The organism is Nocardia kruczakiae NBRC 101016, assembly GCF_001612965.1.
Classification (GTDB): Bacteria; Actinomycetota; Actinomycetes; order Mycobacteriales; family Mycobacteriaceae; genus Nocardia; species Nocardia kruczakiae.
On record NZ_BDBL01000005.1, the window covers coordinates 173,066 to 197,701 of the forward strand.

Consider the following 24,636-nt stretch of genomic DNA (forward strand, 5'->3'; position numbering starts at 1 on the left):
AGGCGGTTCATGGCGGCTCGGCGGGCGGCACGCGACGCGCCTGCGCCGCTGAGCGCCTGGGGTTTCGTCGTCCGGTTCGGCATCGTCAGCTTGCTGGCGGATTTCGTGTACGAAGGGGCGCGGTCGATCACCGGGCCGCTCCTCGGGTCGCTGGGGGCGTCCGGATTCGTCGTGGGCGTGGTGACCGGGGTGGGTGAGGCGGCCGCGCTGGTGCTGCGTCTGGTGTCCGGCCCGCTCACCGACCGGACCCGGCGGTTCTGGGCGTGGACCATCTCGGGGTATGTGCTCACCGTGGTCAGCGTCCCGCTGCTGGGTGTGGCAGGGGTGTTGTGGGTGGCGGCCGCCTTGGTGATCGCCGAACGGGTCGGCAAGGCGGTACGCAGCCCCGCCAAGGACACGTTGCTCTCGCATGCCACCGCGGTCACCGGCCGTGGTCGCGGCTTCGCCGTCCACGAGGCGCTCGATCAGGTCGGTGCGGTCGCCGGGCCGCTCACCGTCGCGGCGGTTCTCGCCGCGACCGGCGACGATTTCACTCCCGCCCTCACCATGCTCGCGATACCGGGTGCGGCGACGCTGCTGTTGTTGGTGCGCATCCGCATTCGCGTCCCCGATCCGGCGCGATACGAACCGGCCGCTACGCCCCGCCCCAGCATCGCGAGAGTGCCACTGCCCCGGCGGTTCTGGCTGTATTGCCTGTTCACCGCCGTCTCGATGGTCGGCGCGACCACCTACGGCGTGCTGTCGCTGCACATGGTGGCGGCCGGGGTGTTCACGACGGCGGCGGTGCCGGTGGTCTATGCCGCGGCCATGGCCGCCGACGCCCTGGCCGCGCTCGCGTCTGGTTGGCTGTACGACCGCGTGGGCGCGAAAACGCTCCTCGTTCTGCCGGTTTCGACGGCACTGGTGCCGGTCTTCGGTTTCGCCGACGGCATGCGCGCGGTACTGGCGGGGGCGCTGCTGTGGGGTGCGACGGTCGGTGTGCAGGAGTCGACGCTGCGCGCCGTGGTGGCCGATCTGGTGCCGGGCGATCGCCGCGCCACCGCCTACGGCATCTACGCCGCCGTTCTCGGCGCCGCGACGGCCGCCGGGGGCGCGATCACCGGATTCCTGTCCGACACATCGTATTCGGCGCTGGTCGCCACGGTGGTCGCGGCCGAATGTGCGGCCGTGGTCGTCCTGTTCATCCTCGCCGCACGTGGGCGTCCATCGGGCGGCCAGTGACCGAACTCGCTGCCTCGCACCAGTATTCGAACCCGGCTATACCTAACAGTGTTCAAACGTGTGACTTGCCACAATCGTTGGACGGCCGTCACCTTCACCACATCCACCGATCGCGCCCTGACCTGCAAACTCATATCGGACAACGAAAGTCAATATGAGTCTCGCTCAGTGGTATCAGACCTGAAGTTTGAAACATAGCCCGTTATGTTGTGCCGATGTTGAGAGCGAGGCTCGGTATCCGGACCCGCATCCTGGCCATCGCAGTGATTCCAAGTTTGACGTTGCTCGGAATCGGTGTGGGCACAGCGGGTTATCTGGTACGGGAGGGGCAACACGCCAAGGACTGGGCATCGATCCTGGGCAATGCCAATGTGCACACTCGCGAGATGATCGCCGCGGTGGAACAGGAGCGGATGCTGTCGCTGTGGCATCTGGCCGGTGAGCACGGCGACCCGGCCGCTCTCGGCGCGGCCCGCACGCGAGTGGACAATGCCCTGCAGGCCCTGGCCGCCACCGAGAACAAACTGATGACCAGCGGTTCGAATCCGATGGGTGACGACACCGGCGGATTCGAAACCCTCAAGAAGCAACTTCCGGCCATTCGCGGCGGCATCGATGCGGGCGCGCTGCCGATTCCCGAAACCTACGCCATCTACAACCGCATTCTGGATGCGGTCGTCGTCGGCACCAATCTCACCATTCCGACCGCGCCCGACGCGGCGGTCGCCCAGCAGCTGGCCGGTGGTCTGCGCACACTGCACGCGATGGAGGGCATGTCGCGCAGCGCCGCCCTGACCGCCGCCGAACTCAACGGCCAGATCCTGGCCGGGCAGATGCGTGACGACTACCGCAACCTGGTCGGCTACTACCGCACCGAACTCCCCCAGCTCGCCGCCGATCTCACCGGTCCCCCGGCGGACAAGATCAAGACCGTTCTCGCCTCCCCCGCCTGGCAGCAGCTGGCCGCGATGGAGGACTACCTCATCCATCCGCCCGCGCCGGGCAAGAACGGCGAATTGCCGCCGCCCCCGATGAGTTTCGCCGACTGGCGCACCTCGGCCGAACAGCTCGGCGATCAGCTCCTCGCCGCCTGGCAGTACCAGAACGACCACGCCAACCAGACCGCCGTCGACGACGGCGACCGCACCGCGACCAATTCGCTGTGGGCCGGCGCCGGCGTGCTGGCGATCGCGATCATCGCCTTCCTGCTCTCGCTGTGGCTGGCCAACCGGTTGATCGGGCGGCTCAAGCGGCTGCGCACCGAAACCCTCGCACTGGCCGAGGTCCGCCTGCCCGAGACGATGCGCCGCCTGAGCGAGGGCGAGAACATCGATGCCGAGACCGAGGCGGCCCGGCTGGACTTCGGTCACGACGAGATCGGTTCGGTGGCGAACGCCTTCAACCGCGCCCATACCGCGGCCGTCTCCGCCGCGGTCACCGAGGCACGCACCCGCGAGGGTGTGCGCGCGGTATTCCTCAACATCGCGCACCGCAGCCAGATCGTGGTGCACCGCCAGCTCGAGATTCTCGACGAAGCCGAACAGCGCCAAGAGGATCCGGCCCTGCTCGAGACCTTCTTCCGGCTCGACCACCTGGCCACCCGCGAACGCCGCAACGCCGAGAACCTGATCATCCTCGGCGGCGGCGAACCGGGCCGGCAGTGGCGGCGCCCGGTGCCGCTGGTCGAACTGGTGCGCAGCGCGATCGGTGAAACCCTCGACTACGCGCGGGTTCGCGCGCATCGCATGCCGCAGGTGTTCATCGTCGGTAACGTCGTCGCCGACCTCATCCACCTGCTCGCCGAACTGGTCGACAACGCCACCTCCTTCTCTCCGCCGCAGTCGCGGGTCGAGGTGACCAGCAACGTGGTCGGCAAGGGTGTGGCGATCGAGATCAGCGATCAGGGCATGGGCATGCCCGCCGACGAACTCGAACGCGCCAACGAGATGCTGCGCAACCCACCGGATTTCGGTGTCGCCACCCTGTCGGCCAATTCGCGTCTGGGCCTGTTCGTGGTCGCCCAGCTGGGCGCCCGCCACGGCATCTCGGTGCGCCTGTCGGAATCCGACTACGGCGGCATCCGCGCCATCGTGCTGGTGCCGACCGCCGTCGTCGCCGCCGATGCGCCACTGGCCGACCACCTGCCCGAACGGTTCGGCGGGCGCCGCCCCGAGCCCGCGATGACCGGTGAGATGCCGGCCATCCCGGCGGCCGAGACGACCTCGGCGGCAACGTCGCTGGCGACCCTGACCTCGCCGCAACCGCAGGCCTGGTCCGACTACCCGCGCACCGACAGCGCGCCGCGCACCGACGAGCGAAGCTGGGCCGACGCCCCGGCCCGGGGCGAAGCGCCGCCGCGCCACGAGCTGCCCGTGACACCCACCGACCAACCGGCGCGTCGAAGCCCGCAGCGTCCGTCCTACACTGGCAGCGATGCTCGCCCACCGTTGCCCCGCCGTCGCCGACAGGCCAGTCTGGCACCGGAATTGGCGCACGACCCCCAACCCGACGCTGCGTCCCCGCAGCGGCCGCGCTCGGCGGAACAGGCACGAGACCTGATGTCCGCCATCGAGAACGGAACCAGGCAGGGGCGGCGATCGCAGCCCGGCCACACCCCGGACGAACAGGAAGGCGAAGGTGACTTCTTCCAACGCAGGTGATCTGAACTGGCTGCTCGACGATCTGGTCGATCGCCTGGCCGGGGTGCGCTACGCGGTGGTGCATTCCACCGACGGGCTGCTGCTGGGCCGCTCCACATCGATGAGCCGCGAGGACGCCGAACACTTCGGCGCCATGTCGGCCACCCTCTACGGGCTGGCGCGCAGCGCCGGGAACCGATTCGACGGTGGTGGCGTGCGCCAGGCGGTCATCGAACTCGACCGTGCGGTATTGTTCGTCACCGCGGCCGGTGACAACGCATGTATCGCATTGCAGGCCAACGAGAACGCGAATCTGGGTATGGTGGCCTACGAAATGAACCTGACCGTGCAGCGAGTCGGCGGTTACCTGTCCACCGATCCGCGTAACGGTCTGGCCGAGCACGTGGAGCACAGATTGTCATGACGCGCTTCGGTCAACCGTGGTTCGACGATGCGGCCGGTCCCCTGGTCCGTCCGTACGCCGTAACTCGGGGCCGCACGATGGGGGCGGGACACGATCTGGACATGCTCACCCTGGTGGTGACCGTGTCACCGGGTCCGCCGCTGCGGCGTGTCGAACCCGAATACGCGGAAATCGTTCGGCTGTGCCGGACCCCGCAATCGGTGGCCGAGGTCTCGGCGAGACTCAAGCTACCGTTGGCGGTGACCAAGATCCTCGTCGGTGATCTGATCGGCGAGGGTCTGCTGAACTTCCGGGCCCCCGCCCGGACCGACACCGATACCGGCGGGACCGGCGAACTGAACATTTTGCGAGCAGTACTCGATGGAATCCGAAAGCTGTAGAACACCGTGCCTGATATTTCGTCCTCGGCCGACCTGGCTGCCTCGGTCAAAATCCTCGTAGCCGGCGGTTTCGGCGTGGGGAAGACCACGATGGTGTCCTCGATCAGCGAGATCACGCCGCTGCGCACCGAGGAACTGATCACCGAATTGTCCACCGGCATCGACGATCTGTCGGGCGTGGAGGGCAAGACCACCACCACCGTGGCGCTGGACTTCGGTCGCATCACCATCGACCAGAACCTGGTGCTGTACCTGTTCGGTACGCCCGGCCAGGACAGATTCTGGTTCCTGTGGGACGAATTGGCGCGCGGCGCCCTCGGAGCGGTGGTCATCGCCGACACCCGCCGGCTGGAGAACTCCTTCGCCGCCATCGACTTCTTCGAACGGCGCGGACTCTCGTTCGCGGTCGCGGTGAACTGCTTCGACAACGCCCCGGTCTACACCACCGAGGAAGTGCGCGAGGCGCTCGACCTCGACGCCCACATCCCGGTGGTCCTCTGCGATGCGCGCGACCGCAGCTCCTGCAAGACGGTGCTGATGACCCTGGTCGAACATCTCATCGCCCGCGCCACCAGCTCGGTGGCCTGACCGCCGATGTCCTGAGCAGGGATCCGGCGCGGCCGCTCAGCGGGCGGCCGCGACCGGATCCAGCTCGGCGAAGCTGCCGATCCATCGGTGCGGTGGGCGCGGCGAATTCGGCTCACCGGCGCGAGTGACGCCGACGGCCTGCCAGCCCGCGGCCACCGCGGCGTCCAGTTCGTCGGGATGGTCGGACAGGAACAGGATCTCTCCCGCCGGCACGCCGATCTCCGCCGCGATGCGGCGATACGACTGCTCCTCGCGCTTGGGTCCGGCATTGACCAGGTCGAACCAGCCCCCGATCAGCGATGCCAGCTCGCCCCCACGCGCGTGGGCGAACCAATCCTGTTGATTGCGAACCGAACCCGACGAATACACCCACAGGGTGAGTCCGGCGGCGTGCCAGGCACGCAGAGCCGCGGGCGCGTCGGGGAAGAATTCGCCGAACAGGGCGCCCTCACGGAACCCCTCAGCGCAGATCACGCCCTGCGCGGTCTTCAGCGGTGCCGCCTTGACGTCGGAATCCAGCCAGCCACGCAGGATCTCGGCGATCTCGTCGACGTCGGCGTCGGGCCGCCCGGCCAGTTCGCGCGTCTGCTCGATCACGGTCTTCGCCGCGCCGTCGGGCTCGGCGGCCAGCCATTGCGGCAGCCGTCGGCGGGTGTAGCCGTAGAGATCTTCGCGAACCGAGCTGGTGGGGCTGGTGGTGCCCTCGATATCCACGACCACCGCGCGGACCGTCAGGGCTTCGCTCTCTCGCTGCCGGTCGCTCATGCGGCGACGAGTTCGTCCAGCGTCGGGAAACCCTGCGCGATGGGGTCGCCGGTGAAATCGCCGATCCAGCCGTCGGCCTCTTCGAAGAACCGGATCGCCACGAAGTCCGGGCGGGTGCCCATATCGAACCAGTGCCGCGTCCCCGCGGGCACCGACACCAGATCGCCGCCCTCGCAGACCACCGCGACGACCTCCGGTTCCAGGTGCAGGTAGAAGCAGCCGCGGCCGGAGACGAAGAAACGCACCTCGTCCTCGGCGTGGCGGTGTTCGGACAGGAACTTCTGCCGCGCCGCGCTCGCCTGCTCGGGCCAGTTGGGATCGTTGTCGTCGGGATGCAGCCGGGCCAGATCGATATGGCGGTAGCGGCCGTCGGCGTTCAGGTCGCCGATCCGGTCCCGGTATCGGCCGAGGATGTCCTCGGACGCGACGTCCGCGGTCACCGCCTCGGCGGGCCAGCGGTCGAATACGATGCCGCGCGTGGCCAGTTCGGCCGCGATGCGCTGCGGATCGGTGGTGTGCAGACGCACGTCGGCCGGATCGGTATCGGCCGCGATATGCAACAGGGTCACTGCGGTTGCTCCTCGAGAATGTGGTCGGTGGAGATGTCGCGGCGTCCGGTGAGCGACACCAGTTCACACAGGGCCTCCAGGCATTCCGCGCGGTCGCGGGCCTGCGCCAGGTCGGCGCCCCAGGCGGTGATGCCGTGGCCGGCGATGAACAGCGCCGGCGGGGCCGCCGGATGCGCGCGCAGATACTGTTCGATCTCCGCGCCGATCAGCGACACATCGGCGTGATTGGGAAAGACCGGAATGTCGATGGTATCGCCGGAGCGCAGACCTTTGATCAGTTCGAAACCGGTGAACCGCAGCGGATTCGGGGCGCCGACGGAGGCCGCGGTGGCCCGCGGCGAATGCACGTGCACCACCGCCGCCGCCTCGGTGGTGCGGTAGATCGCGGTATGGATCGCGGTCTCCGCGGAGGGCCGCCGGTCTCCGGCAACGGGTTCGGAGTTCTCGATCCGCACCCGGACCATATCGGCGGCGGTCAGCTCACCCTTGGACAGTCCGCTGCCGGTGACCACGGCGGTGGGCCCCTCGGCGCCCGAGCCGTTGTCCGATGCCGCCCGGAAGGCGCCGTCACGCACGGAGATGTTGCCGGCGGTCCCCGGCATCCAGCCGCGACCGTAGAGGTCTCGGGCCAGGAACGCGATCGCGGCGGCGTTCGGGGAGTCGGTGGGGTCTTGTGCGCCGGAACCGGTGGCGCGCGGATCGGCGACGGCGATCGGCTGCGCCGCAAGCGGATTCGCCTCGTCGACCAATCCGTTCTCGGTCACCACGGCCGTCACCAGTTCCGGCGGCGTGACATCGAAGGCCGGGTTGAAGACCGCCGTGCCCTCGGGGGCGGCCGCATAGTCACCGAAGTGAGTGATCTCGGCCGACCCGCGCTGTTCGACGACGATATCGGCACCGGTCGCGGTCGCCGCATCGCGCGTGGATTCGGGCGCCACCACGATGAACGGGATGCCGTGGTGGCGGGCGGCCAGTGCCAGACCGTACGTGCCGATCTTGTTGGCCACCGAACCGTCGGCGGTGATGCGGTCCGCGCCGACGATCACGCAGTCCACCTGCCCGGTCGCCATAGCCCAGGCGGCGGCGGAGTCGACGGTGAGCCGGTGCGGAATGCCGGCCTCGGCCAGTTCCCACGTCGTCAGGCGCGCGCCCTGCAGCAGCGGGCGGGTTTCGTCGACCAGGACGCTGTCGATGACCCCGCGCGCGTGCAGGACTCGCAGCGCCCCGATCGCCGTGCCGAAGGCGGTGGTGGCCAAGCGGCCGGTATTGCAGTGGGTGAGCATCCGCAACGGACGCCCCGGACACAGCCGCTGAACCAGGTCGGCCGCGTGTTCGGCGGCGGCCCGGTTGACCCGGCCGTCGTCGGCGAGCAGTGCCTGGGCCTCGGCCAGCACCCCCGGCGCACCGCCGTCGGCGAATTTCGCCAGGGCTCGCCGCACGCCCCAGGACAGATTCACCGCCGTGGGCCGGGCGGCCTCGATGCGGGCGGCCTCGGCCTCGACCCGCGCGGGTTCGCCGGGATGGGCGAGCGCGGCCAGCGCGACCCCGAAGGCCCCGGTCACCCCGATCGCGGGGGCGCCGCGCACGGCCAGGGTCGCGATCGCGTCGATCACCTGATCGACCGTCGTCAGCCGCAGCGTGCGCACCTCGTGCGGCAGCGCGCGCTGATCGATCGTCACCACGGCGCCGTCGACCCACGTGATCGAACTTTCACCCATTGCGCGCACAACCCTCACCACTCGACCCTGCTGACCCCTCATCTCAAACGGTAGCGAATCAGAGGTCACCGGCTCGCACCAGGTTTACCTTCGCCGGGATCCGATCCCGCACCCGCGGGCACCGGTCGCCGACGCCTCCCGAAACGGCAGTGTCTGCATTCGTGCACCGCGTGCAGCCCTGCGTGGACCTGGCCCGGCGCTGCGCGGTGAGGTACCCGCTCGAAGTCACTGCCGGTCAGAGTTTTCCGTCGCCGTATGGGTGAAATGTCCTGTCATTACCGCAGTTCCACGATGTTTTCCACAGTCGGCGTGTCATCCACAGCGACCGGTGGACAAGCGTGAACAGCGATTGTTCCACATCCCCGGAGACAGCTGAGGAAGGCGACCTCAGGCCCGCCCGAATGCGAGTGTGACGTTGTGTCCTCCGAAGCCGAAGGAATTGCTCAGCGCCTGTGAGATTCGCTGTGGACGTGCGATCCCGTGCACGATGTCGAGCTCGACACCCGGGTCCGGATTGTCGAAATTCAGTGTGGGAGGCACGGTCTGGTCGCGCAGTGTGCACAGGGTGAGGATGGCCTCGAGCGCACCCACCGCACCGATGGAATGGCCGAGCGCGGATTTCGGCGCGTACACCGAAGCGTGCTTCGCCACGGCCGCAATGGCATTGGCCTCCGAGGCGTCACCGATCGGGGTCGAGGTGGCATGCGCGTCGATGTGGTCGATGTCGGCGGCGGTCAGATCGGCGGCGTCGATGGCCTTGCGCATCGCCCGGGCGGCGCCCGCGCCGTCGGGATCGGTACCGGTGATGTGGTAGCCGTCGGAAGTGATTCCCGCGCCGAGGATCCGGCCGTGCACGGCGGCCCCGCGGGCGCGGGCGAAGTCCTCCGATTCCAGCACCAGCAGCGCACCCGCCTCGCCGAAGACGAACCCGTCGCGGTCGCGGTCGAAAGGCCGTGAGGCCAGCCCGGGTTCGTCGTTGCGGGTGCTCATCGCCCGCATCATGGCGAAGCTGGCGATCGGGATGGCTTCGATATATCCCTCCACGCCACCGGCGATCACGACATCGGCCTCCCCCGTGCGAATCAGCCGCCACGCGTGCGCGATCGCTTCGGCGCCCGAGGAACACGCCGAGGTCGGCGCGTAAACGCCTGCCTTCGCGCCGAATTCGAGTCCGACCCGTGCGGCCGGTCCGTTCGGCATCACCATCGGCACCGTCAGCGGCGGCACCTTGCGATACCCGCCCTCGCGCATCGCGTCGACCGCGGTGAGGAAGGCGTCGCCGCCGCCGAGTCCGGTGCCGATCGCTACGGCGAGCCGTTCGGGGTCGATCTCCGGCGTTCCCGCCTGCGACCACACCCGGCGGCCCAGCACCAGCGCCAATTGCTGCACATAGGAGTGCCGGCGCTGTTCGATGCGGGTCAGCCGAGCACCCGGATGTTCGGTCAGCCGCCCGCCGATCCGCACGGGCAGGTCGTAGCGAGTCACGAACTCGTCGGTGAGCGGCCCGATCCCGCTCTTGCCCGCCAGCAGCGCCGACCAGGTGCTGTCGAGGTCGGGGCCGAGGCAGGTGGTGGCTGCCATGGCGGTGACGACGACGTTCCGCGACGTTTGTGTAGCAGTCGTTACACTCATGCGGATATGGATACCCGTAGCGACCGCTACAGTCAACACGTGCCTCGACCACTCGACCAGGCCCGGCGCGCGGAACTACTCGCCGGGGTGATCGCCTACATCGGCGAATACGGATTGACCGAACTGTCGCTGCGTCCGCTGGCGGAGTATCTCGGAACCAGCTCGCGCATGTTGATCCACTATTTCGGAACCAAGGAGCAGATGCTGATCGCGGCGCTCGAGACCCAGCGCCCCGACATCCCGGGCATGTTCGCCGACGTTCCCGACCTTCCGGCCCTGCGCCGCCGTCTCATCGAGTCCTTCAGCGTCAACATCACCACGGAGTGGGTGTCGAGCACGCGCGTGCTGTTGCAGGTGATGGGGGTGGCCGCGGTGCCCGAAAGTCCGTTCCGTTCCTACGGCGAGGACGCCGTGCACGTCCTGGTCACCGCCCTCACCGATGTGCTGGAGAGCTTCGATCCCACCGTCGCCGATCCGGAATCGACCGCCACCCTGCTCGTTTCGGGTGTGCGCGGTTTGCTGCAGGATCGGTTCGTCACCGGCGACACCGCCCGCGTCTCGCGCGCGGCGCGGTTGCTGATCACGCAATCGCTCACGCTGCCCGAGCCCGGCGCCGGCCGATGAGCAGGGCCCGCGGTATCGCTGATGGAACAAGTTTCAGTATTGTTGCCGCCATGGCTTTCGTGATCGATGACACGGTAGAGATCGACGCACCCGCCGAGGTGGTGTGGAAGGTACTGACCGACCTGGGCAGCTACGGTGAGTGGAATCCGTTCGTCGCCGAATGCCGCAGCACGCTCGAGCCCGGCGATCCGATCGAGATGCAGGTGCGGCTGGGTTCGCCGAAACCGCGCAAGCAGGTCGAATACATCCGGACCCACACGCCCGGAACCGAATTCAGCTACAGCATGAAGCCGGTGCCACTGGGGATCCTGCACAGCCTGCGCTCGCACACCGTGACGCCCCTCGACAACGGGCGCACCCGGTACCGGTCGCATTTCGAACTGGGCGGACTGCTCCGGCCGGTCGTGACGCTGGCGCTCGGCAAAGCACTGCATTCCGGCTTCGGCGGTATGACCGCGGCGGTCAAGGAGCGCGCGGAATCGCTGCGCTGAGCACCGCGGCGTCCGCATGCCCGCGCCGGGGCGCTCAGGCCTCGAACGGGATCACGTTCCCCGCGGCGTCGCGGTTGCCGCGACCGGCGTCGATCGCGCTGACGAGTTCGGCGACGTCGGTCCAGGTGCGGGCGGGTTCGCCATCGAGATTGCCGATGTGATACCAGGTTTCGGTATCCCGATAGCGAACCAGTCCCCTGCCCTGCTCGTCGACGGTGACATCGAGTTCGCCGGACACCGTCCCTTCCTCGTCGGTCATGACGGCGGCCTTACCGGTGATTTCGATGATGTCGCCTATGTGAACTCTCCTCTGTGGAGGCAGTCGTCGACCGCGGTGCGCAATGCGGTCTGTTCCGCCGTGTCGATGGTCAAAGCGTATTTTACCTTGATGCGAATGTAGCGCTGAACGTACTCGCAGCGGAACACGCCGGGCGGCAGATAATTCGCCGCATCCTGGTCACCCTTGGACCGATTGGCCGACGGATCGGAGGCGACCAGATTGATCGCGTCGTTGGCGATATTGCGGCGCGTATCGGTGTCGGCGGATTGCGCGCCGGAACGCCAGGCCTCGGCCAGCGGGACGATATGTTCGGCGTCGACCCCGGCGGGATCGGTGATCCATTTGTAGGGCTTGAGTTTTCCGGTCTTGGCGTCGAGGACGCCGTAGCGGTCGCGCCAGCCGCCGTCCTTACCGAGATTCAGTTTGCAGGTCGCGGCATCGAGGGTCACCGAGCCGGTGGCGTCGCGCAGCATCATCACATCGCGGGTGGTGCATTTCGCGTACTGGGCGTATTTGTCGCCGAATCCGTGGTCGGGAGTGTTCTGATCCCAGTGCGGGAATTGTTCGCGGCTGTACCCGGTCATCGGCGCTTCCGGTGCGACCACGAGTTTCCCCAGCAGCGCGTTGACTTCTTTACCGGAAAAGGTCGCGGCGGCAGCGGAATCGGGTTTCGGATCGTTCTTCTTGCCCCCCTCGTCGATGAAGCTGTACACCACCGCGAGCACGACGGCGAGCAGGACGGGCGCCGCGATCGCGACCAACCGGCGCATGCCGGGAGAGGATATCTTCACCGCCGCGCCCCGATCGTGTCGTAGGGTGCGCACCGGGGACCGCGGAATGCCCGAGACCGGAATCCGGTGCCTTCGAGCGCAATCCGAGCAAACAGCCGGACGGTGGGGTACTGATCAACTTGCCGGCCGCATTCGGGCCGTTCACCATATGTACTTCTCATCGCGAATACAGAGTGTCAACCGGCACCGGCAAACCGCAAGTGCATCAGCCGCTTCCGTATCCGCTTCGATACCCGGACAGAACTGTCCGGCAGGGCGCGGCGGCCCTGCCGGACAGGCGTTCTCAGCTGTTGAGCTTGTTCAGCCGCTCGCAGGCCTCGAGGTACTCCTCCATCAGGCGCTGCATGACGTCGGAGGTCCGCTCGACCTTGTTCATCATGCCGACGACCTGGCCGACCGGGTTGAAGTTGACATCCTTGGCCGCCTCCGGATAGCGGTGGCCGCGCTTGACGCCGTCGAGGGCGACCATCATCTGCAGCGGCATCCCCAGCGGATCCGGGGTGTCCGGACGCTCCCACGCCTCGGTCCAGTCGTTGCGCAGCATGCGGGCGGGCTTACCCGTCCACGCCCGCGAGCGCACGGTGTCGTGGCTGGTGGCATCGATGTAGGTCTGCATCTGCGCGGGCGGCACATTGGCCTCCTCGACGGTCAGCCAGATCGAGCCGGTCCACGCGCCCGCGGCGCCCATCGACATGGCGGCGGCGATCTGGCGGCCGTTGCCGATACCACCGGCGGCGAGCACCGGCAGATCGCCCACCGCGTCGATCACCTGCGGCCACAGCACCAGCGAGGAGATCTCACCGCAGTGGCCGCCACCCTCGGTGCCCTGGCAGACCACGAAGTCCAGGCCGGCCCGCTTGTGGTTGAGCGCATGCTTCACCGAACCGCACAGTGCGCCGATCAGACGACCGGAATCCTGGACCTTCTTGATGATGTCGTCGGGCGGGGTGCCGAGCGCATTGGCGACCAGCTTCGCCTTGGGGTGCTTCAGGATGACGTCGACCTGCGGACCGGCCGTGGTGGCGGTCCAGCCCAGCAGCTGCTCGTGATGTTCGTCCTCGGGCAGTTTCGGCACGCCGTGGTCGGCGAGGATCTTCTCGGCGAAATCGCGGTGACCCTGCGGAACCAGTTTGGCCAGTTCGGCTTCCAGTTGCGCGGGGCTCAGGCCGTCGATGCCCTTGCCCTCGTACTTGGACGGGATGACGAGGTCGACACCGTACACGCCGTGCACATGGTCATCGAGCCAGGCCAGTTCGACCTCCAGCTCCTCGGCGGTGAAACCGACCGCACCCAGGACGCCGAGCCCGCCGGCGTTGCTCACCGCGGCGGCCACGTCGCGGCAATGGGTGAAAGCGAAGATGGGGACATCGATGCCCAGTCGTTCGCAGATCTCGGTATGCATGGCGGGGTGACTCCTCTGGTCTTCCGGCGCTGGAACTTCGCCACAACACTAGAACACGTTTCATATTCAGACTAGTGACTGATCGGTCAGGAAGCGAGAGAAGCATCGAATTTGCCGGTCGATGCGGGTAACACGCCATCACCGCCTACGGCGGCGTCGACCCATTTTCGCCATTCAGTGTGGGCAACATGTTCTAGTTGGCATGGGCGATCCGGTGGCAGATCGTGCCCGCGACGAGTCAGCGTGCACCGGCGCGGTCGAGAAACGACGCGCGGTCGACGATCGTGCGCCGGATGGTGCCGTCGGCCACGAGCACATCGCCGTCGTGCACGACGACACGGAACGCCAGCCGCGGACCGTCGACCTCGGCCAGCCGCGCCGCGACGGTCAGCACCGTTCCCGGCGGGCTCGGCCGTCGGTGCCGCACCGATACCTCGATCCCCACCGATGTCTGCCCCGACGACAGCTTGCCCCGCAACGCCAGCACGGTCGCCTGTTCGGTCAGTGCCACCACCCGCGGCGTGGCGAGCACCTCCACGTCACCACTACCGACGGCGACCGCGGTATCGGCGGCACCGACCTCGACGCTGAATTCCGCCGACAGACCCGGCTGTACCTTCACGATCGCTACGGTAACGCCGCACGCGTCACCGCGCCGCGAAAGCCGATGCGCGACGCTCGTGTCGTCGATGGCCGCCCCGGACTCCAGCGGCCGGAATGGCGCGCGGCCCCGACGCCCACCGTGCGGCCTCCGGGCTGAACGCTGGGAGGCCGGTTCTGCCTCCGCCGCCCGGTGACGTGGAATGCTCGTCGGCATGGACGTGTTCGGGCCGGGGGTGTGCCGGTGACCTACGAATCGGAATTGGATCCGGCCGCGGTGGAGATCGGCGAATTCTTCCCGCACCCGCCGGCGCTGCTGTGGCGGGCGCTGACCGAACCGGATCTGGTCGAACGCTGGCTGATGCGGTCGATCGGGCTCGAGCCCGTGGTGGGCACGCATTTCATCTTCGCCGTCCCGACCGAGCCGAGCGCGGAGATCGCATGTGAGGTGCTGGCGGCCCGCACAGGCGAACAACTGACGTATACGTGGATCGACCTGCGGGCGAAGTTCCCGGCTCGGTGGGTGGTCGACTGGGTGCTCGAGGCGCAGGGACGCGGGACGCGGGTGTTGTTGACCCAGACCGGCTTCGACATCGGCGATCGGCGGCAGAAGATGGCCCGCAATGCGATGGAGCGGGGATGGCGGGGCACCTTGAACCGCTTGCGCGAGGTGCTCGACGAGGCGGGATCCTGACCCCGCGGGTGCTGGTAAACGATCAGCGCCGCGGCGGCGCGGGCTCCATATGCACCACCTTGGTGGTGGTCATCTCGTCGAGAAGTTCGGGGCCGTAACCGAATCCGGTGCCCGATGTGCCGCGCGGCTGGGCCGCACCGCCGGGCGCGCCGCCGAAGACCGAGTTGATCTTCACCGTGCCCACCGGAAGTGTGCGCCACGCCTGCTGCATATGGTCCATCGAGCCGGTGAGTACCGTCGCCGCCAAGCCGTACTCGTCACGGCACGCGGCATCGAGACCCGTCGCGAAATCCGAGACCACCTGAACGGGGGCGATCGGCCCGAAGGTCTCCTCGCGGACGACGCGCATTCCCGGCCGGCAGTCGGTGAGCACCGTGGCCGGATACATCGTGCCGGGGCCCTCCGGAATCCGCCCGCCCACCAGTGCTTTCGCGCCGGACGAGATCGCCTCCCGTACCTGGGCGTGCACCTGCGTGCGCAGCCGCTCGTCCACCAGCGGTTGCGGATCGAGATTCCACCGCTGCGCCTGGTCGCACAGCGCCGACACGAACGTGTCCGCGACCTCGCGGTGCACGTAGATCCGTTCCACGGACACGCAGATCTGCCCGGCATTGGCGAAGGCGCCCAGCGCGGCCTGCTCGGCGGCCCATACCGGGTCCACGTCGGCGTCGACGATCAGCGGATCGTTCCCGCCGTTCTCCAACAGCACCTTGGCGCCGGTGCGCGCGCCGGCCGCGGCGATGGTGCGCCCGGTGGCAGTGCCGCCGACGTGCGCCACCACGTCCACGCCGGGCAGTCCGGCCAGTGCCGCGCCCACCCGGCCGTCGCCGCGCACGGTCTGCAGCACACCCTCGGGGCAGTGCTGTTCGAGGAGCTGCCCGAACAGCGCACCGGTGCGCGGGCAACGCTCACTGGGCTTGTGCACCACCGCATTTCCGGTCGCCAGTGCGGCGCCGACCAGTCCCGCCGCGATGGCGACCGGATCGTTCCACGGCGTCAGCGCGACCACTACGCCGCGTGGCTGGGCGATCATGAAATCCGTTGCGTCCCAACTACCCTGCAGGGTGTGGCCGCGATGGACCGGCCCCAGCTCGGCGTACTGGTCGAGGGTGCCGGCGCCGGCGAGCACCCCTTCTCGCCCGGAGTCGGCGGGGCGGCCGGTCTCCGCTTCGAGTGTGGCGGCGAGTTCGTCGGCGTGCTCCCGCAATGCTGCCGCACCGGCACGCAACGCGGCGGCTCGGCTCGCCGCGGGCGTGCGCGCCCAGCTCGACTGCGCGGTGTGCGCCGCGCCCACGATGGTCATGAGGTCCAGATTTCCCGTCACCGAGTCGGCCTCGATGCGGGTCGCGTTGTCGATCTCGGTCATGGGCTCCGAGTACCCCGGCGATCTCGGGCAAACTTCTCCGGCCGACATTGTTCTCGGTCCGGGATTACGGTGCGACGCGCGGATCACTTCCCGTTCGCGGTCGAGCGCAGCAGGCGCAGCACGGCTCGCTCGACGACGGCTCGGCGCTCGTCCTCGCTGGGCGCGCGCCGCGCCCGCCGCGAGGCCGCCGCGATGGTCCGGCCCCGCTCCCACGCCTCGATCACGCGCGGGTCGACGTAGGAGTTGCGGGCCACGGTCGGGGTGTTGCCGAGCGCCTCGGCCACCTCGGTCATGCGGTCGGACTTCTCTTCGTCGCGTTCTCGCCGCCACTGTTCGTGATACAGATACTGCCGCCGCCCGGCCGCATCCACCCCCACCGCTTGAATGTGCCCCTGGGCATGCGGGCAGATCCACACCTTCCGCCAGGCCGGCGGGATCACCAATGCGTCGATGCGTTGTGTCACTTCGGGATCCGTGACCGGGACGCCGTTCTCGTCGGCATAGGAAAAGCCTCTGCCTCGTCTCACCCGGCGTATTCCGGCACCGTAGGGCGTGCTGCGCCGCAACCGCATCACGTCACTCCTCTCGCCCCGCGCATCGGGTGATACCCGCGCGGGACGCGATCATGCGGATTCGGTGGATCCCGGAACCGCCGGTGGCCCGTGTTCGAGCGTGCGGACGAGCGCCGCGGCGAGCAGCGCGACGGCCCGATCGTCGTCATGTATCAAGGGCCGCAACGTATTCAGCGCGAGGGAGCCGGGCAGCTCCGCCAACGCCTGGGTCAGCCGGAGCCGCACCGGTGACCCCGGCGGATGGGCGCCCAGCTCACCGGCCAGTGCGCCCAGAATGCGATCCGCCCACTGCGTGTCCCGGGCCAGCGCCCCCAAGAGTTCGGCCGCCTCGACATCGTTCGGGCCCTCGATCACGGTGGCGACGAGTTCCGGAACCGCGCGGGTCTCTCCGCGGGCGCCGAGGGCGAGCGCGGAGATTCTGCGGACGGTCGCGTCCGCGTCGGTGAGGGCGTCCAGCAGCACCGCATTCGACTCCGTCCCGGCTATGTCGGCGAGCGCCGACGCCGCCCGCCGCCGGACCTCGACATCGGCGGAGTCCAGGCCGGAGGCCACGTTCAGCACGCCGTCCGCACCGGCCCGGGCCAGCGCCCAGCGCAGCGCCCCCGCCACATACGGATCGGATTCGGCGAGCACCGCCTCGGCGAGCAGTTCGACCGGCATCTCCTCCGCCGGAGCGAGGACGGCCTGCTGCCGCCGGGCGGCATCGGACGAACCGAGTCCGCGCAAGAGTTCCACGATCCGCAGCGCGTCCTGCCAACCGGAGGGTTCGGCCGCCTCGACCGCACGCAGCCGTTCGAGCAGCTCACGGTCCCGGCTCAGCCGTTCCTCGGTCGCTCGCACGAGGTCACCCACCAGCGCGGACGGCGTGAAGCCCGGATCGTCGAGAGCGCGCCCGATCTGGGTCAGCGACAGGCCCAGCGATCGCAGACCCTCGACGTGGAAGATCCGCCGGATGTCCTGGACGGAATACTCCCGATAGCCGCCGTTGGTGCGGCCGGTCGGCCGCACCAACCCCAGGGAGTCGTAGTGCCGGAGCATCCGGGCGCTCACTCCCGAGTAGCGGGCCACCTCGCCGATCAGCACGCGGTCGACTCCTCTCGATCCGGTCCGAGAGCGCGAACCCGTCTGGCTTCGCCGATCGCGAGATCGAAACCGGCATCGGGGTCGCGCAGCAGCACGTCCGTGGCGCGCGCGTGGGCGCGCACCACCGGGTCCGGGTTCGTCATCGCCGTCCGCAGGACCGGCTCGACGATCTCACCCAGGGCGACCAGAGCGCGGCTCAAACTCAACCGCACCTCGCGGTCGCCGCGGCCGAATTGGGTGGCCAGCGCGTCGGCGAGGGCCTCCTTCTCGCCCTCGGGCACCAGGACGACGGCGGCACGCCACGCACTGCGCGCGACGTCGTCGTCGGCATCGTGCAACAACGACCGGGTGATCGCGGGCCACGCGCTGCGATCTCCGATCTTGGACAGGGTGTGCAGCGCCTGGCTGCGCGCCTGCGGACGGTCCGAACCCAGTTGCGCACGCAGTTTCGGCACCGTGACCTGCGCCGGAAGCCGGGTGAGCGCCCAGGTCAGCATGTCGCGCACGAAGAAATCGGGCTCGATCCCGCACCGCTCGATCAGCGCCTCGGCGAAGTCGGGCTCGGGACGGGTGCCGAGCGCCAACGCCGCCTCGAGCCGTGTCGACGAGTTGTTCGCCGCCAGCGCGTCGAGCAGTCGCATGTTCTGTGGGTTCCTGTGTGTCGAGTTCATCGGGACCACCTCCGGCAGTCAGTGAAGACCTTGTCACGATGGCAAGGTCAAGTACACGCACCGGACCGAGAGAAGAGGAACAGGCCATGAGCGGACGCACGCCCAGCCAGTGGGAAGAGATCACCGCCGCCGATCCCGCCCATTCGACGTGGTACGTCGAGCGCTTCCGGACGATGGCGGCCGAAGGGGCGGACATCGTCGGCGAGGCGCGACTGATCGATGCGATGGTCGGGCGCGGCAGCCGAATCCTGGACGCCGGATGCGGTCCGGGGCGGCTGGGTGGCTACCTGTACCGGGCCGGTCATGTCGTCGTCGGCGTCGATGTCGATCCGGTGTTGATCGCCGCGGCGGAGCAGGACCATCCCGGCCCGACCTGGCTGGTCGGCGACCTGGCCGAACTGGATCTGCCGAGCCGCGGGATCGCCGGTGACTTCGATGTGATCGTGTGCGCGGGCAATGTGATGACATTCCTGGCGCCCGCCACCCGCGGCGCGGTGCTGGCCGGTTTCGCCCGCCATCTGGCTCCGGCCGGCCGGGTGGTGGTCGGGTTCGGCGCCGACCGGGGTTACGAGTTCCCGCAGTTCCTGGCCGACGCCGAACACGCCGGTCTCAGGGTGGATCTGCGGCTTTCGACGTGGGATCTGCGCCCGTTCACCGACGAGTCGGACTTTCTGGTGGCGGTGTTCTCGCGCGCGGAGTGAGACCGAGCCTGCCCGATTCGCGACGCACGACGTTGTACAGTTCGACCACCCAGTCGCAGAGGAGTTCGCCATGACCTACGCCGTGGACTTCACTACGGTTTCGACCGAAGGCCTCGAATCGTCGCCTGTCGCGGAGGCTTTGGCCGGGCTGCGGGCGAACGAGGCCCGGTACTTCAAGAACAAGTACGACCACGTCTTCACCGTGGAGCCCGCGAAGGAGGCCCAGTCGACGGTCGACTGGGTCAGCCGGATCCTCGAGGACGAGCGTGGCATCGTCATCTCCTCCCGCCCACTCGAGGCCACGGCCTTCGAAGCGGACGGGATTCGCTTCGCCTACGTCTTCTACGAGAGTGGCCTGTCGATCAACGTGATGTATGCGATCGACGATTCCGGTAAGCGCGCCGTGGGGTTCAAACTGTCCGACGGGATGGAAATCCCCACCGAACTCTCGTCGTTCAAGTTCGCGCGGCAGAAGTCGAAGCTGGCGGGAACGATTCGCGGCTCCTACTTCGTCATCAAGAACCGGTACTGATTCGCCCGGTCGTCCTGGCGGAGGTCAAGCCAGCCGGACATCCGCCGTGGCGAGGCCGAAAACCTTGCGGCCGGCCGACTTCGCGACGATGACGACGACGGCGGTCCTGGTATCGGGGTCGACCGACTTGATGCGCCCGGTGAACTCCACCGTTCCCGCCGAGGCGGCTTCGATGACCGTGTAGTTCGACAGCCGCACGCTGTATCTGATCATCGCGCCCGGGTCCCCGAGCCATCCGGTGACGAAGCCGGCTCCCAAACCCATCGTGAGCATGCCGTGAGCGATCACATCGGGAAGTCCTGCGAGTGTGGCGATCTCGGCGTGCCAGTGGATGGGATTCACGTCCCCGGACACCCCGGCATAGTTGACCAGATCGCCGCGCGTCAGGTTCACCGACCGGGCGGGAAGTTCGGCACCGACGGTCACGTCGTCGAATCGGAGCGCGGTCTGCGGGGAGCGCGTGCGTGAGATCGGCGAAAGACGCGCAGTGGCAACGGATTCCGCATCTGTTGACGGCCCGTTCACCTCGGCGGCAGATGCCGTGGTCCGGGGAGAGGTATCGAGGCCGCTCATGACGACGCGCTCGATCGTGTCGCTGATCTCGGCGTCGACGTCCGCGCCGGTGAGGCCGAGGACGGTGGTGTGCATGATCTGCACGACGTCACCGGTCCGGTCGGTGAACGTGTTGGTGATGGTGAGCAGGTCCCTGCCGCCGATACTACGCACCGACGACAGCTCCACATCGCTGACCAACCGGTCGCCGGTGAGCACCGGCTTGTACATCTCGAAGACCTGATCGGTCTGCACGACGACGTCGTAACCGGTCATGACGGTTTCCAACAGCTTGCGGTTGGCCAGCATCGCGACGGTGGAGATGAAGGTCGTCGGCGCGACCAGACCGGCGTACCCGAGCTCACCGGCAGCGTCCTCACTCCAGTGCGCCGGGTGGAAGTCCTGTACCGCGCGTGCGTACTCGCGGATCTTCTCCCGCCCCACCTCGTAGAAGTCGTCCGTGCGATAGCGATGTCCCACCAGCCCGGTCACATCGAACGTCGCCTCCACCAAGGCCTCTCCTTTGTCCTATTCCACGAGTGAGACTTCACCTTCTCACAAGACGCCGGTTTCGGCGCCGATCGAAAATTCACTCGGTGTATGTCGTCGGCTGCTCGGTGCGCCGGCGCAGCAACTCCCGCACCCGTGCGGCCTCGCGGGTGAGGTGATCGCGCTCCGGCACGCTGGTGGCGGTGCGGGATGCCGCGGTGTATCGGTCGGCGGCCTGTTCGAGGTCGCCGGCGCGTTCGAGGAGGTAGGCGTGGACCGCGGCGTACCGGGGCAGATCGGGGTCCACCGCGTTCAATTCCGCCAGGCCGGCCCGGGGACCGTCGGCTTCGCCGACCGCGACCGCGCGATTGAGCCGCACCACCGGGCTGCCCGTGAGACGCAGCAGTTCGTCGTACCACTCCACGATCTGTACCCAGTCCGTTTCGGCGGCGGTCCGGGCGTCGGCGTGCAGCGCGGCGATCGCCGCCTGCGCCTGGTATTCGCCCAGGCGGTCACGAGCCAATGCCGCTTGCAGGATCGTGACACCTTCGGAGATAAGTGTTGTGTCCCAACGGGTTCGGTCCTGTTCGGCCAGTGGCACGAGGCGCCGGTCCGGGCCCGTGCGGGAGCTGCGGCGGGCATGGTGCAGCAGCATGAGGGCCAACAGTCCCGCGACCTCCGGCTCGTCGCTCGCCGCGGCCAGCTGGCGGGTGAGGCGGATCGCCTCGGCCGCCAGATCGATATCGCCGCTGTAGCCCTCGTTGAATACCAGGTAGAGAACTCGCAACACGGTCGCCGGATCGCCGGGCCGGTCCAACGGCAGCCCGGCCAGACGCCGCTTGGCCCGGCTGATCCGTTGCGCCATGGTCGCTTCCGGGACGAGATAGGCGGTCGCGATCTGCCGCGTCGTCAGGCCGCCGACCGCGCGCAGCGTCAACGCGACGGCGGAACCGGGCGACAGCGACGGATGCGCGCACAGGAAATACAGCCACAACGAGTCGTCGGCTCCCGGGACCGGGCCGGTCGCACGCTCGTGCTCGATCGCGAGTTCTCGCTCCCGCCTCGATGTTTCGGCTCGTGTGGCATCGAGGAACTTTCGCCACGCGGCCGCGACGAGCCAGCCTTTCGGATCGCGCGGTGGGTCGTCCGGCCAGGTTTGCAGCGCCCGGATCACAGCCTCCTGCACCGCATCCTCGGCCGACGCGAAGTCCGCACCGCGCCGGACGAGAACACCGATCACCGCGGGCACCAACTCCCGCAGCAGCGATTCGTTCACTCGGTCACCGTGGGCATCGCGGTGAGCAGCGGGCGCAGCTCGAGCCACTCCCGGATCGGTTTCCCGCCCGCACCGGGCGCCTCGGACAGCTCACCGGCCAATTCGAGCGCCCGCTCGTAGGTCTCGACATCGATGAGCATCCAGCCCGCGATCAGATCCTTGGTCTCCGCGAACGGACCGTCGGTGATCGGCGGGCGGCCCTCCCCGTCGGACCGGACGAACGTGCCCTGCGGCGAGAGCGCCCGATGGTCGACGTATTCGCCGCTGGTCTGCAGCCGCGCGGCGAAGTCCTCCATGTACCGCACATGGGCGGTGATCTCCTCCGGTGTCCACTGATCCATCGGCACGTCGTTGACCGACGCGGGCGCGCCCCGATAGTGCTTGAGCAACAGGTATTTCGGCATCATCGTCTCCTCGATGTCGGCGGCACGGAACCGGCCGTGGTGATCAGGCCTGCTGACGTTCGGCCCGCTGCCGGACCAGCTCCTCGACCGCGGTGGGCAGGGTGGTGTCGAAGTCGATGAGCTTCGCCCAGGTCGGGGTGATGACGATCCGGACCATGCCGTCGTAGAGCGAGCGGACTTCCGCCTCCCACTCCACGCGCTGTTCGGGCGTCATCTCGTAGCTACCGTTCATCTGCAGGTATTCCTCCGGGATGCCGTCGACGACGTCCAGCTCGGCACGCCCGCGCAGGAGCAGGATCTTCGGCGGATGGACCTCGGTGTCGATTGTCAGCGCGACCTGAGGATTGTGCCGCAGGGAGTGCAGTTTCGGGGCGTTCTTCGTGGTGCAGAGCACGATCTGCGAGCCGTTCCAGGTGAACGCGATCGGGATGTTGCGCGGCGTGCCGTCCTTGGCGACGTAGGCCAGCCGCAGCAGGTCGCGCGCCAGCAGTTCCCGGCTGATGGAACGGTTGAGGATTTCGGTGATCGTGTGCTGTTCCATTGCTGTCGCTCCTGTGTCGATGTCCGTGAGCGGACCGTTCTCGGTTGCTCGTACCCCTGGGACGGAGCCGGTTCGCCGTTCTCGACATCGGTGGAGATTTTTTTTCGAACCTTTCCACCGCAGCCGCTCAACCCGCCGGACCTTCCTTGAATTTTGCTTCCATTCCCGCCACCAGCTGCGGCTGCTCGGCCTGCACCTTCTGGGGCCGACTCCACCGATCTCGGCGACTGATCAGCGGGAACGCTCAGCTCTCGTCGTCGAGGGTCAGCACGACCAGGGGAATCGGCCGGTCGACCTTGGACTGGAAATCCGCCAGCAGCGGGTTGTTCGCCAGCACCCAGGCCGCGAACTCGGCGTAGGGCTCGGCTTCGAGCGCCTTGCCGGTCGCCTGGTGGGTCTTGTCTCGGAACTCGATGGTGACCTGCGGGTTTGCCTTGATGTTGTACCACCAGGCCGGGTACTTGTCCTCGATGAACGAACTCACGTACATGATGTCGTCCCGGTAGAGGGGTCCCAGCGGAGTCGTATGCCGCTTGCCGCTCTTGGCTCCGGTGGTGGTGAGCAGGATGAGGTCCCCGCCCGCGTAAGCGCCGCCCACCTTGCCCGAGTTCTCCCGGAACTCCTTGATCACACCGTCGTTCCAATCGGCGATGCCGCCCTGGTGGTCCCCCGCCTGGTTCCACGGCGCGTTCGGATCGTTGTAGTCGGTGATGTCGGCCTGAACCCGCTGTCCCGCAGTCGATTCGATATCGCTCATGATTCGAGTATGTCGGCGAAGTAGGACAATCTCCGTCCCAGTTCAGCACGCCACGGATGACAAGGTCGACCGAGAAGCCGTGCTGCTGCAGCGGGCTGGTTCAGCCGATGCCGTGGTCGGGTAGCAATGTGTCGATGTCGGGCAGCGGGCGACGGCAGATGGCCGCGGCTTCGTCGTCGGGCACGCCGAACATCCGCAGCAGATCCTCGGCGATGCGGTCGCTGGCGTCGGCGTCGTCGCGGTCGAGCTGGTCGTGGAGCAGCCGGCCCAGACATAGGGTCGCGCCCGCCGCGGTCGTCAGAGCCAGTTGCGGGTCGCGGACCGCGCCGAACCTGCCGCTCCGGGCGCCGGCCTCGATGTCGCGTAGCGCACGTGGCGCCAGTCCTTTGGCCGAGCTCATGAGTTCCAATCCGTTGTGCAGCAGGACCTTGGACAACTCGGGGAGGCGTCGGTGCAGGCGGCCGGTGATGCGGAAGCTTCGGGCGAAGACTTCGGCGGGGTCTTCGAGGTCTGCGGTCAGCCGGTCGAGGACCGCGCCGTGCAGGTCGAGCGCGTCCTCGAGGGCGGCCTGGAACAGTTCGTCACGGCTGCGGAAGTGGTTGTAGAACGAGCCCATGCCGACGTCGGCGGCTTGCGTGATCTCCACAATCGGCGCGTTCGTTCGCCCGTCCGCGAGGAATGATTGCGCCGCACCGACCAACGCGGCGCGGGTCCGCGCCTTGCGCCGCTCCAACCGGTTGGACCGCGGTGTAGCGGAGGTGCTGTCGGCCATGTCGTTGTCACCTTTCCGGGAGATCGACCCACCCTAACGACTTCTGTCAATTCTGACGATATCTTCACTAGTCCTTGACTGACGATATCGTCTTGAGTGACG

At 68.1% G+C, this 24,636-nt stretch carries 28 protein-coding genes; 10 read left to right on the forward strand and 18 right to left on the reverse strand.

Going from position 1 to position 24,636, the window contains the following annotated elements; translation table 11 throughout:
- Positions 1-9: 9 nt before the first annotated feature.
- The 5 genes from NK1_RS05375 to NK1_RS05395 all read left to right on the forward strand — a co-directional run bounded on the left by NK1_RS05375 (position 10) and on the right by NK1_RS05395 (position 5,252).
- Positions 10-1,221 (forward strand): MFS transporter, encoded by a 1,212-nt coding sequence (locus NK1_RS05375; protein ID WP_063007444.1) that lies wholly within the window; start codon positions 10-12, stop codon positions 1,219-1,221.
- Between the two features lie 215 nt (positions 1,222-1,436).
- Positions 1,437-3,881 (forward strand): sensor histidine kinase, encoded by a 2,445-nt coding sequence (locus tag NK1_RS05380; protein ID WP_063007546.1) that lies wholly within the window; start codon positions 1,437-1,439, stop codon positions 3,879-3,881.
- Positions 3,859-4,284 carry a roadblock/LC7 domain-containing protein gene (locus NK1_RS05385; RefSeq protein WP_030514365.1) on the forward strand — a complete coding sequence of 142 codons (426 nt, stop codon included), beginning with the start codon at positions 3,859-3,861 and terminating at the stop codon, positions 4,282-4,284. The genes NK1_RS05380 and NK1_RS05385 overlap by 23 nt, the downstream gene beginning before the upstream one ends.
- Positions 4,281-4,664 (forward strand): DUF742 domain-containing protein, encoded by a 384-nt coding sequence (locus NK1_RS05390; RefSeq protein WP_030514366.1) that lies wholly within the window; start codon positions 4,281-4,283, stop codon positions 4,662-4,664. The genes NK1_RS05385 and NK1_RS05390 overlap by 4 nt, the downstream gene beginning before the upstream one ends.
- A 6-nt stretch (positions 4,665-4,670) precedes the next feature.
- Complete coding sequence (locus NK1_RS05395) at positions 4,671-5,252, forward strand: GTP-binding protein (protein WP_036501302.1); 582 nt, start codon at positions 4,671-4,673, stop codon at positions 5,250-5,252.
- Positions 5,253-5,288: 36 nt separating this feature from the next.
- Here the strand turns inward: NK1_RS05395 and mtnC are convergent, their stop codons facing one another.
- The 4 genes from mtnC to NK1_RS05415 all read right to left on the reverse strand — a co-directional run bounded on the left by mtnC (position 5,289) and on the right by NK1_RS05415 (position 9,936).
- Positions 5,289-6,017, reverse strand: coding sequence for an acireductone synthase (mtnC, locus tag NK1_RS05400; protein ID WP_084460605.1), 729 nt, complete (start codon positions 6,015-6,017; stop codon positions 5,289-5,291).
- On the reverse strand, positions 6,014-6,586 hold the full coding sequence (locus tag NK1_RS05405) for a 1,2-dihydroxy-3-keto-5-methylthiopentene dioxygenase (protein WP_063007445.1): 573 nt from the start codon (positions 6,584-6,586) through the stop codon (positions 6,014-6,016). The genes mtnC and NK1_RS05405 overlap by 4 nt, the downstream gene beginning before the upstream one ends.
- Positions 6,583-8,304, reverse strand: coding sequence for a bifunctional S-methyl-5-thioribose-1-phosphate isomerase/methylthioribulose 1-phosphate dehydratase (locus NK1_RS05410; protein WP_063007446.1), 1,722 nt, complete (start codon positions 8,302-8,304; stop codon positions 6,583-6,585). Before NK1_RS05410 ends, NK1_RS05405 begins: the two co-directional genes overlap by 4 nt.
- A 387-nt stretch (positions 8,305-8,691) precedes the next feature.
- A complete protein-coding gene (locus NK1_RS05415; RefSeq protein ID WP_063007447.1) occupies positions 8,692-9,936 on the reverse strand; it encodes a KasA/KasB family beta-ketoacyl-ACP synthase in 1,245 nt (414 codons plus the stop codon).
- A gap of 39 nt (positions 9,937-9,975) precedes the next feature.
- Here NK1_RS05415 and NK1_RS05420 point away from each other — a divergent pair, with 39 nt between their 5' ends.
- Entirely contained in the window at positions 9,976-10,560 is a 585-nt protein-coding gene (locus tag NK1_RS05420; RefSeq protein ID WP_063007548.1) for a TetR/AcrR family transcriptional regulator, read from the forward strand.
- A gap of 50 nt (positions 10,561-10,610) precedes the next feature.
- On the forward strand, positions 10,611-11,051 hold the full coding sequence (locus NK1_RS05425) for an SRPBCC domain-containing protein (protein ID WP_062996509.1): 441 nt from the start codon (positions 10,611-10,613) through the stop codon (positions 11,049-11,051).
- Between the two features lie 34 nt (positions 11,052-11,085).
- Here NK1_RS05425 and NK1_RS05430 read toward each other — a convergent pair whose 3' ends face one another.
- The 4 genes from NK1_RS05430 to NK1_RS05445 all read right to left on the reverse strand — a co-directional run bounded on the left by NK1_RS05430 (position 11,086) and on the right by NK1_RS05445 (position 14,146).
- Positions 11,086-11,310: a hypothetical protein gene (locus tag NK1_RS05430; RefSeq protein WP_083903777.1), complete on the reverse strand. Its 225-nt coding sequence runs from the start codon at positions 11,308-11,310 to the stop codon at positions 11,086-11,088.
- Between the two features lie 35 nt (positions 11,311-11,345).
- Positions 11,346-12,101 carry an HNH endonuclease family protein gene (locus NK1_RS05435; RefSeq protein ID WP_063007448.1) on the reverse strand — a complete coding sequence of 252 codons (756 nt, stop codon included), beginning with the start codon at positions 12,099-12,101 and terminating at the stop codon, positions 11,346-11,348.
- 304 nt (positions 12,102-12,405) lie between these two features.
- Positions 12,406-13,524, reverse strand: coding sequence for an NAD(P)H-dependent flavin oxidoreductase (locus tag NK1_RS05440; RefSeq protein ID WP_063007449.1), 1,119 nt, complete (start codon positions 13,522-13,524; stop codon positions 12,406-12,408).
- 238 nt (positions 13,525-13,762) lie between these two features.
- Positions 13,763-14,146: a thioesterase family protein gene (locus NK1_RS05445; protein ID WP_063007450.1), complete on the reverse strand. Its 384-nt coding sequence runs from the start codon at positions 14,144-14,146 to the stop codon at positions 13,763-13,765.
- Positions 14,147-14,368: 222 nt separating this feature from the next.
- Between NK1_RS05445 and NK1_RS05450 the strand changes: the two genes are divergently transcribed.
- Complete coding sequence (locus tag NK1_RS05450; protein ID WP_063007549.1) at positions 14,369-14,818, forward strand: SRPBCC family protein; 450 nt, start codon at positions 14,369-14,371, stop codon at positions 14,816-14,818.
- Positions 14,819-14,840: 22 nt separating this feature from the next.
- Here the strand turns inward: NK1_RS05450 and NK1_RS05455 are convergent, their stop codons facing one another.
- From NK1_RS05455 to NK1_RS05470, 4 genes are all read right to left on the reverse strand, one after another.
- On the reverse strand, positions 14,841-16,184 hold the full coding sequence (locus NK1_RS05455) for an aldehyde dehydrogenase family protein (RefSeq protein ID WP_063007451.1): 1,344 nt from the start codon (positions 16,182-16,184) through the stop codon (positions 14,841-14,843).
- Between the two features lie 83 nt (positions 16,185-16,267).
- Positions 16,268-16,756: a DNA topoisomerase IB-related protein gene (locus NK1_RS05460; protein WP_084460608.1), complete on the reverse strand. Its 489-nt coding sequence runs from the start codon at positions 16,754-16,756 to the stop codon at positions 16,268-16,270.
- A 51-nt stretch (positions 16,757-16,807) separates the two neighbouring features.
- Complete coding sequence (locus NK1_RS05465; protein ID WP_063007453.1) at positions 16,808-17,839, reverse strand: MerR family transcriptional regulator; 1,032 nt, start codon at positions 17,837-17,839, stop codon at positions 16,808-16,810.
- Positions 17,833-18,510, reverse strand: a complete 678-nt coding sequence (locus NK1_RS05470) for a HEAT repeat domain-containing protein (RefSeq protein ID WP_174552693.1) — start codon at positions 18,508-18,510, stop codon at positions 17,833-17,835. Before NK1_RS05470 ends, NK1_RS05465 begins: the two co-directional genes overlap by 7 nt.
- Before the next feature lie 86 nt (positions 18,511-18,596).
- On the opposite strand from NK1_RS05470, the gene NK1_RS05475 reads away from it, so the two are divergent.
- Complete coding sequence (locus tag NK1_RS05475) at positions 18,597-19,211, forward strand: class I SAM-dependent methyltransferase (RefSeq protein ID WP_063007455.1); 615 nt, start codon at positions 18,597-18,599, stop codon at positions 19,209-19,211.
- 70 nt (positions 19,212-19,281) lie between these two features.
- Positions 19,282-19,743, forward strand: coding sequence for a DUF8821 family protein (locus NK1_RS05480; RefSeq protein ID WP_063007456.1), 462 nt, complete (start codon positions 19,282-19,284; stop codon positions 19,741-19,743).
- A gap of 24 nt (positions 19,744-19,767) precedes the next feature.
- Here NK1_RS05480 and NK1_RS05485 read toward each other — a convergent pair whose 3' ends face one another.
- From NK1_RS05485 to NK1_RS05510, 6 genes are all read right to left on the reverse strand, one after another.
- Positions 19,768-20,808, reverse strand: coding sequence for a fused (3R)-hydroxyacyl-ACP dehydratase subunits HadA/HadB (locus NK1_RS05485; protein ID WP_063007457.1), 1,041 nt, complete (start codon positions 20,806-20,808; stop codon positions 19,768-19,770).
- A gap of 76 nt (positions 20,809-20,884) precedes the next feature.
- Entirely contained in the window at positions 20,885-22,060 is a 1,176-nt protein-coding gene (locus tag NK1_RS05490) for an RNA polymerase sigma factor (RefSeq protein WP_063007458.1), read from the reverse strand.
- Positions 22,057-22,464, reverse strand: a complete 408-nt coding sequence (locus NK1_RS05495) for a YciI family protein (protein ID WP_063007550.1) — start codon at positions 22,462-22,464, stop codon at positions 22,057-22,059. The genes NK1_RS05490 and NK1_RS05495 overlap by 4 nt, the downstream gene beginning before the upstream one ends.
- 43 nt (positions 22,465-22,507) lie before the next feature.
- Positions 22,508-23,005, reverse strand: a complete 498-nt coding sequence (locus NK1_RS05500) for a pyridoxamine 5'-phosphate oxidase family protein (RefSeq protein ID WP_063007459.1) — start codon at positions 23,003-23,005, stop codon at positions 22,508-22,510.
- A 244-nt stretch (positions 23,006-23,249) separates the two neighbouring features.
- Positions 23,250-23,762, reverse strand: coding sequence for a nitroreductase/quinone reductase family protein (locus NK1_RS05505; RefSeq protein ID WP_063007460.1), 513 nt, complete (start codon positions 23,760-23,762; stop codon positions 23,250-23,252).
- A 100-nt stretch (positions 23,763-23,862) separates the two neighbouring features.
- Entirely contained in the window at positions 23,863-24,534 is a 672-nt protein-coding gene (locus NK1_RS05510) for a TetR/AcrR family transcriptional regulator (protein ID WP_063007461.1), read from the reverse strand.
- Positions 24,535-24,636 lie beyond the last annotated feature (102 nt).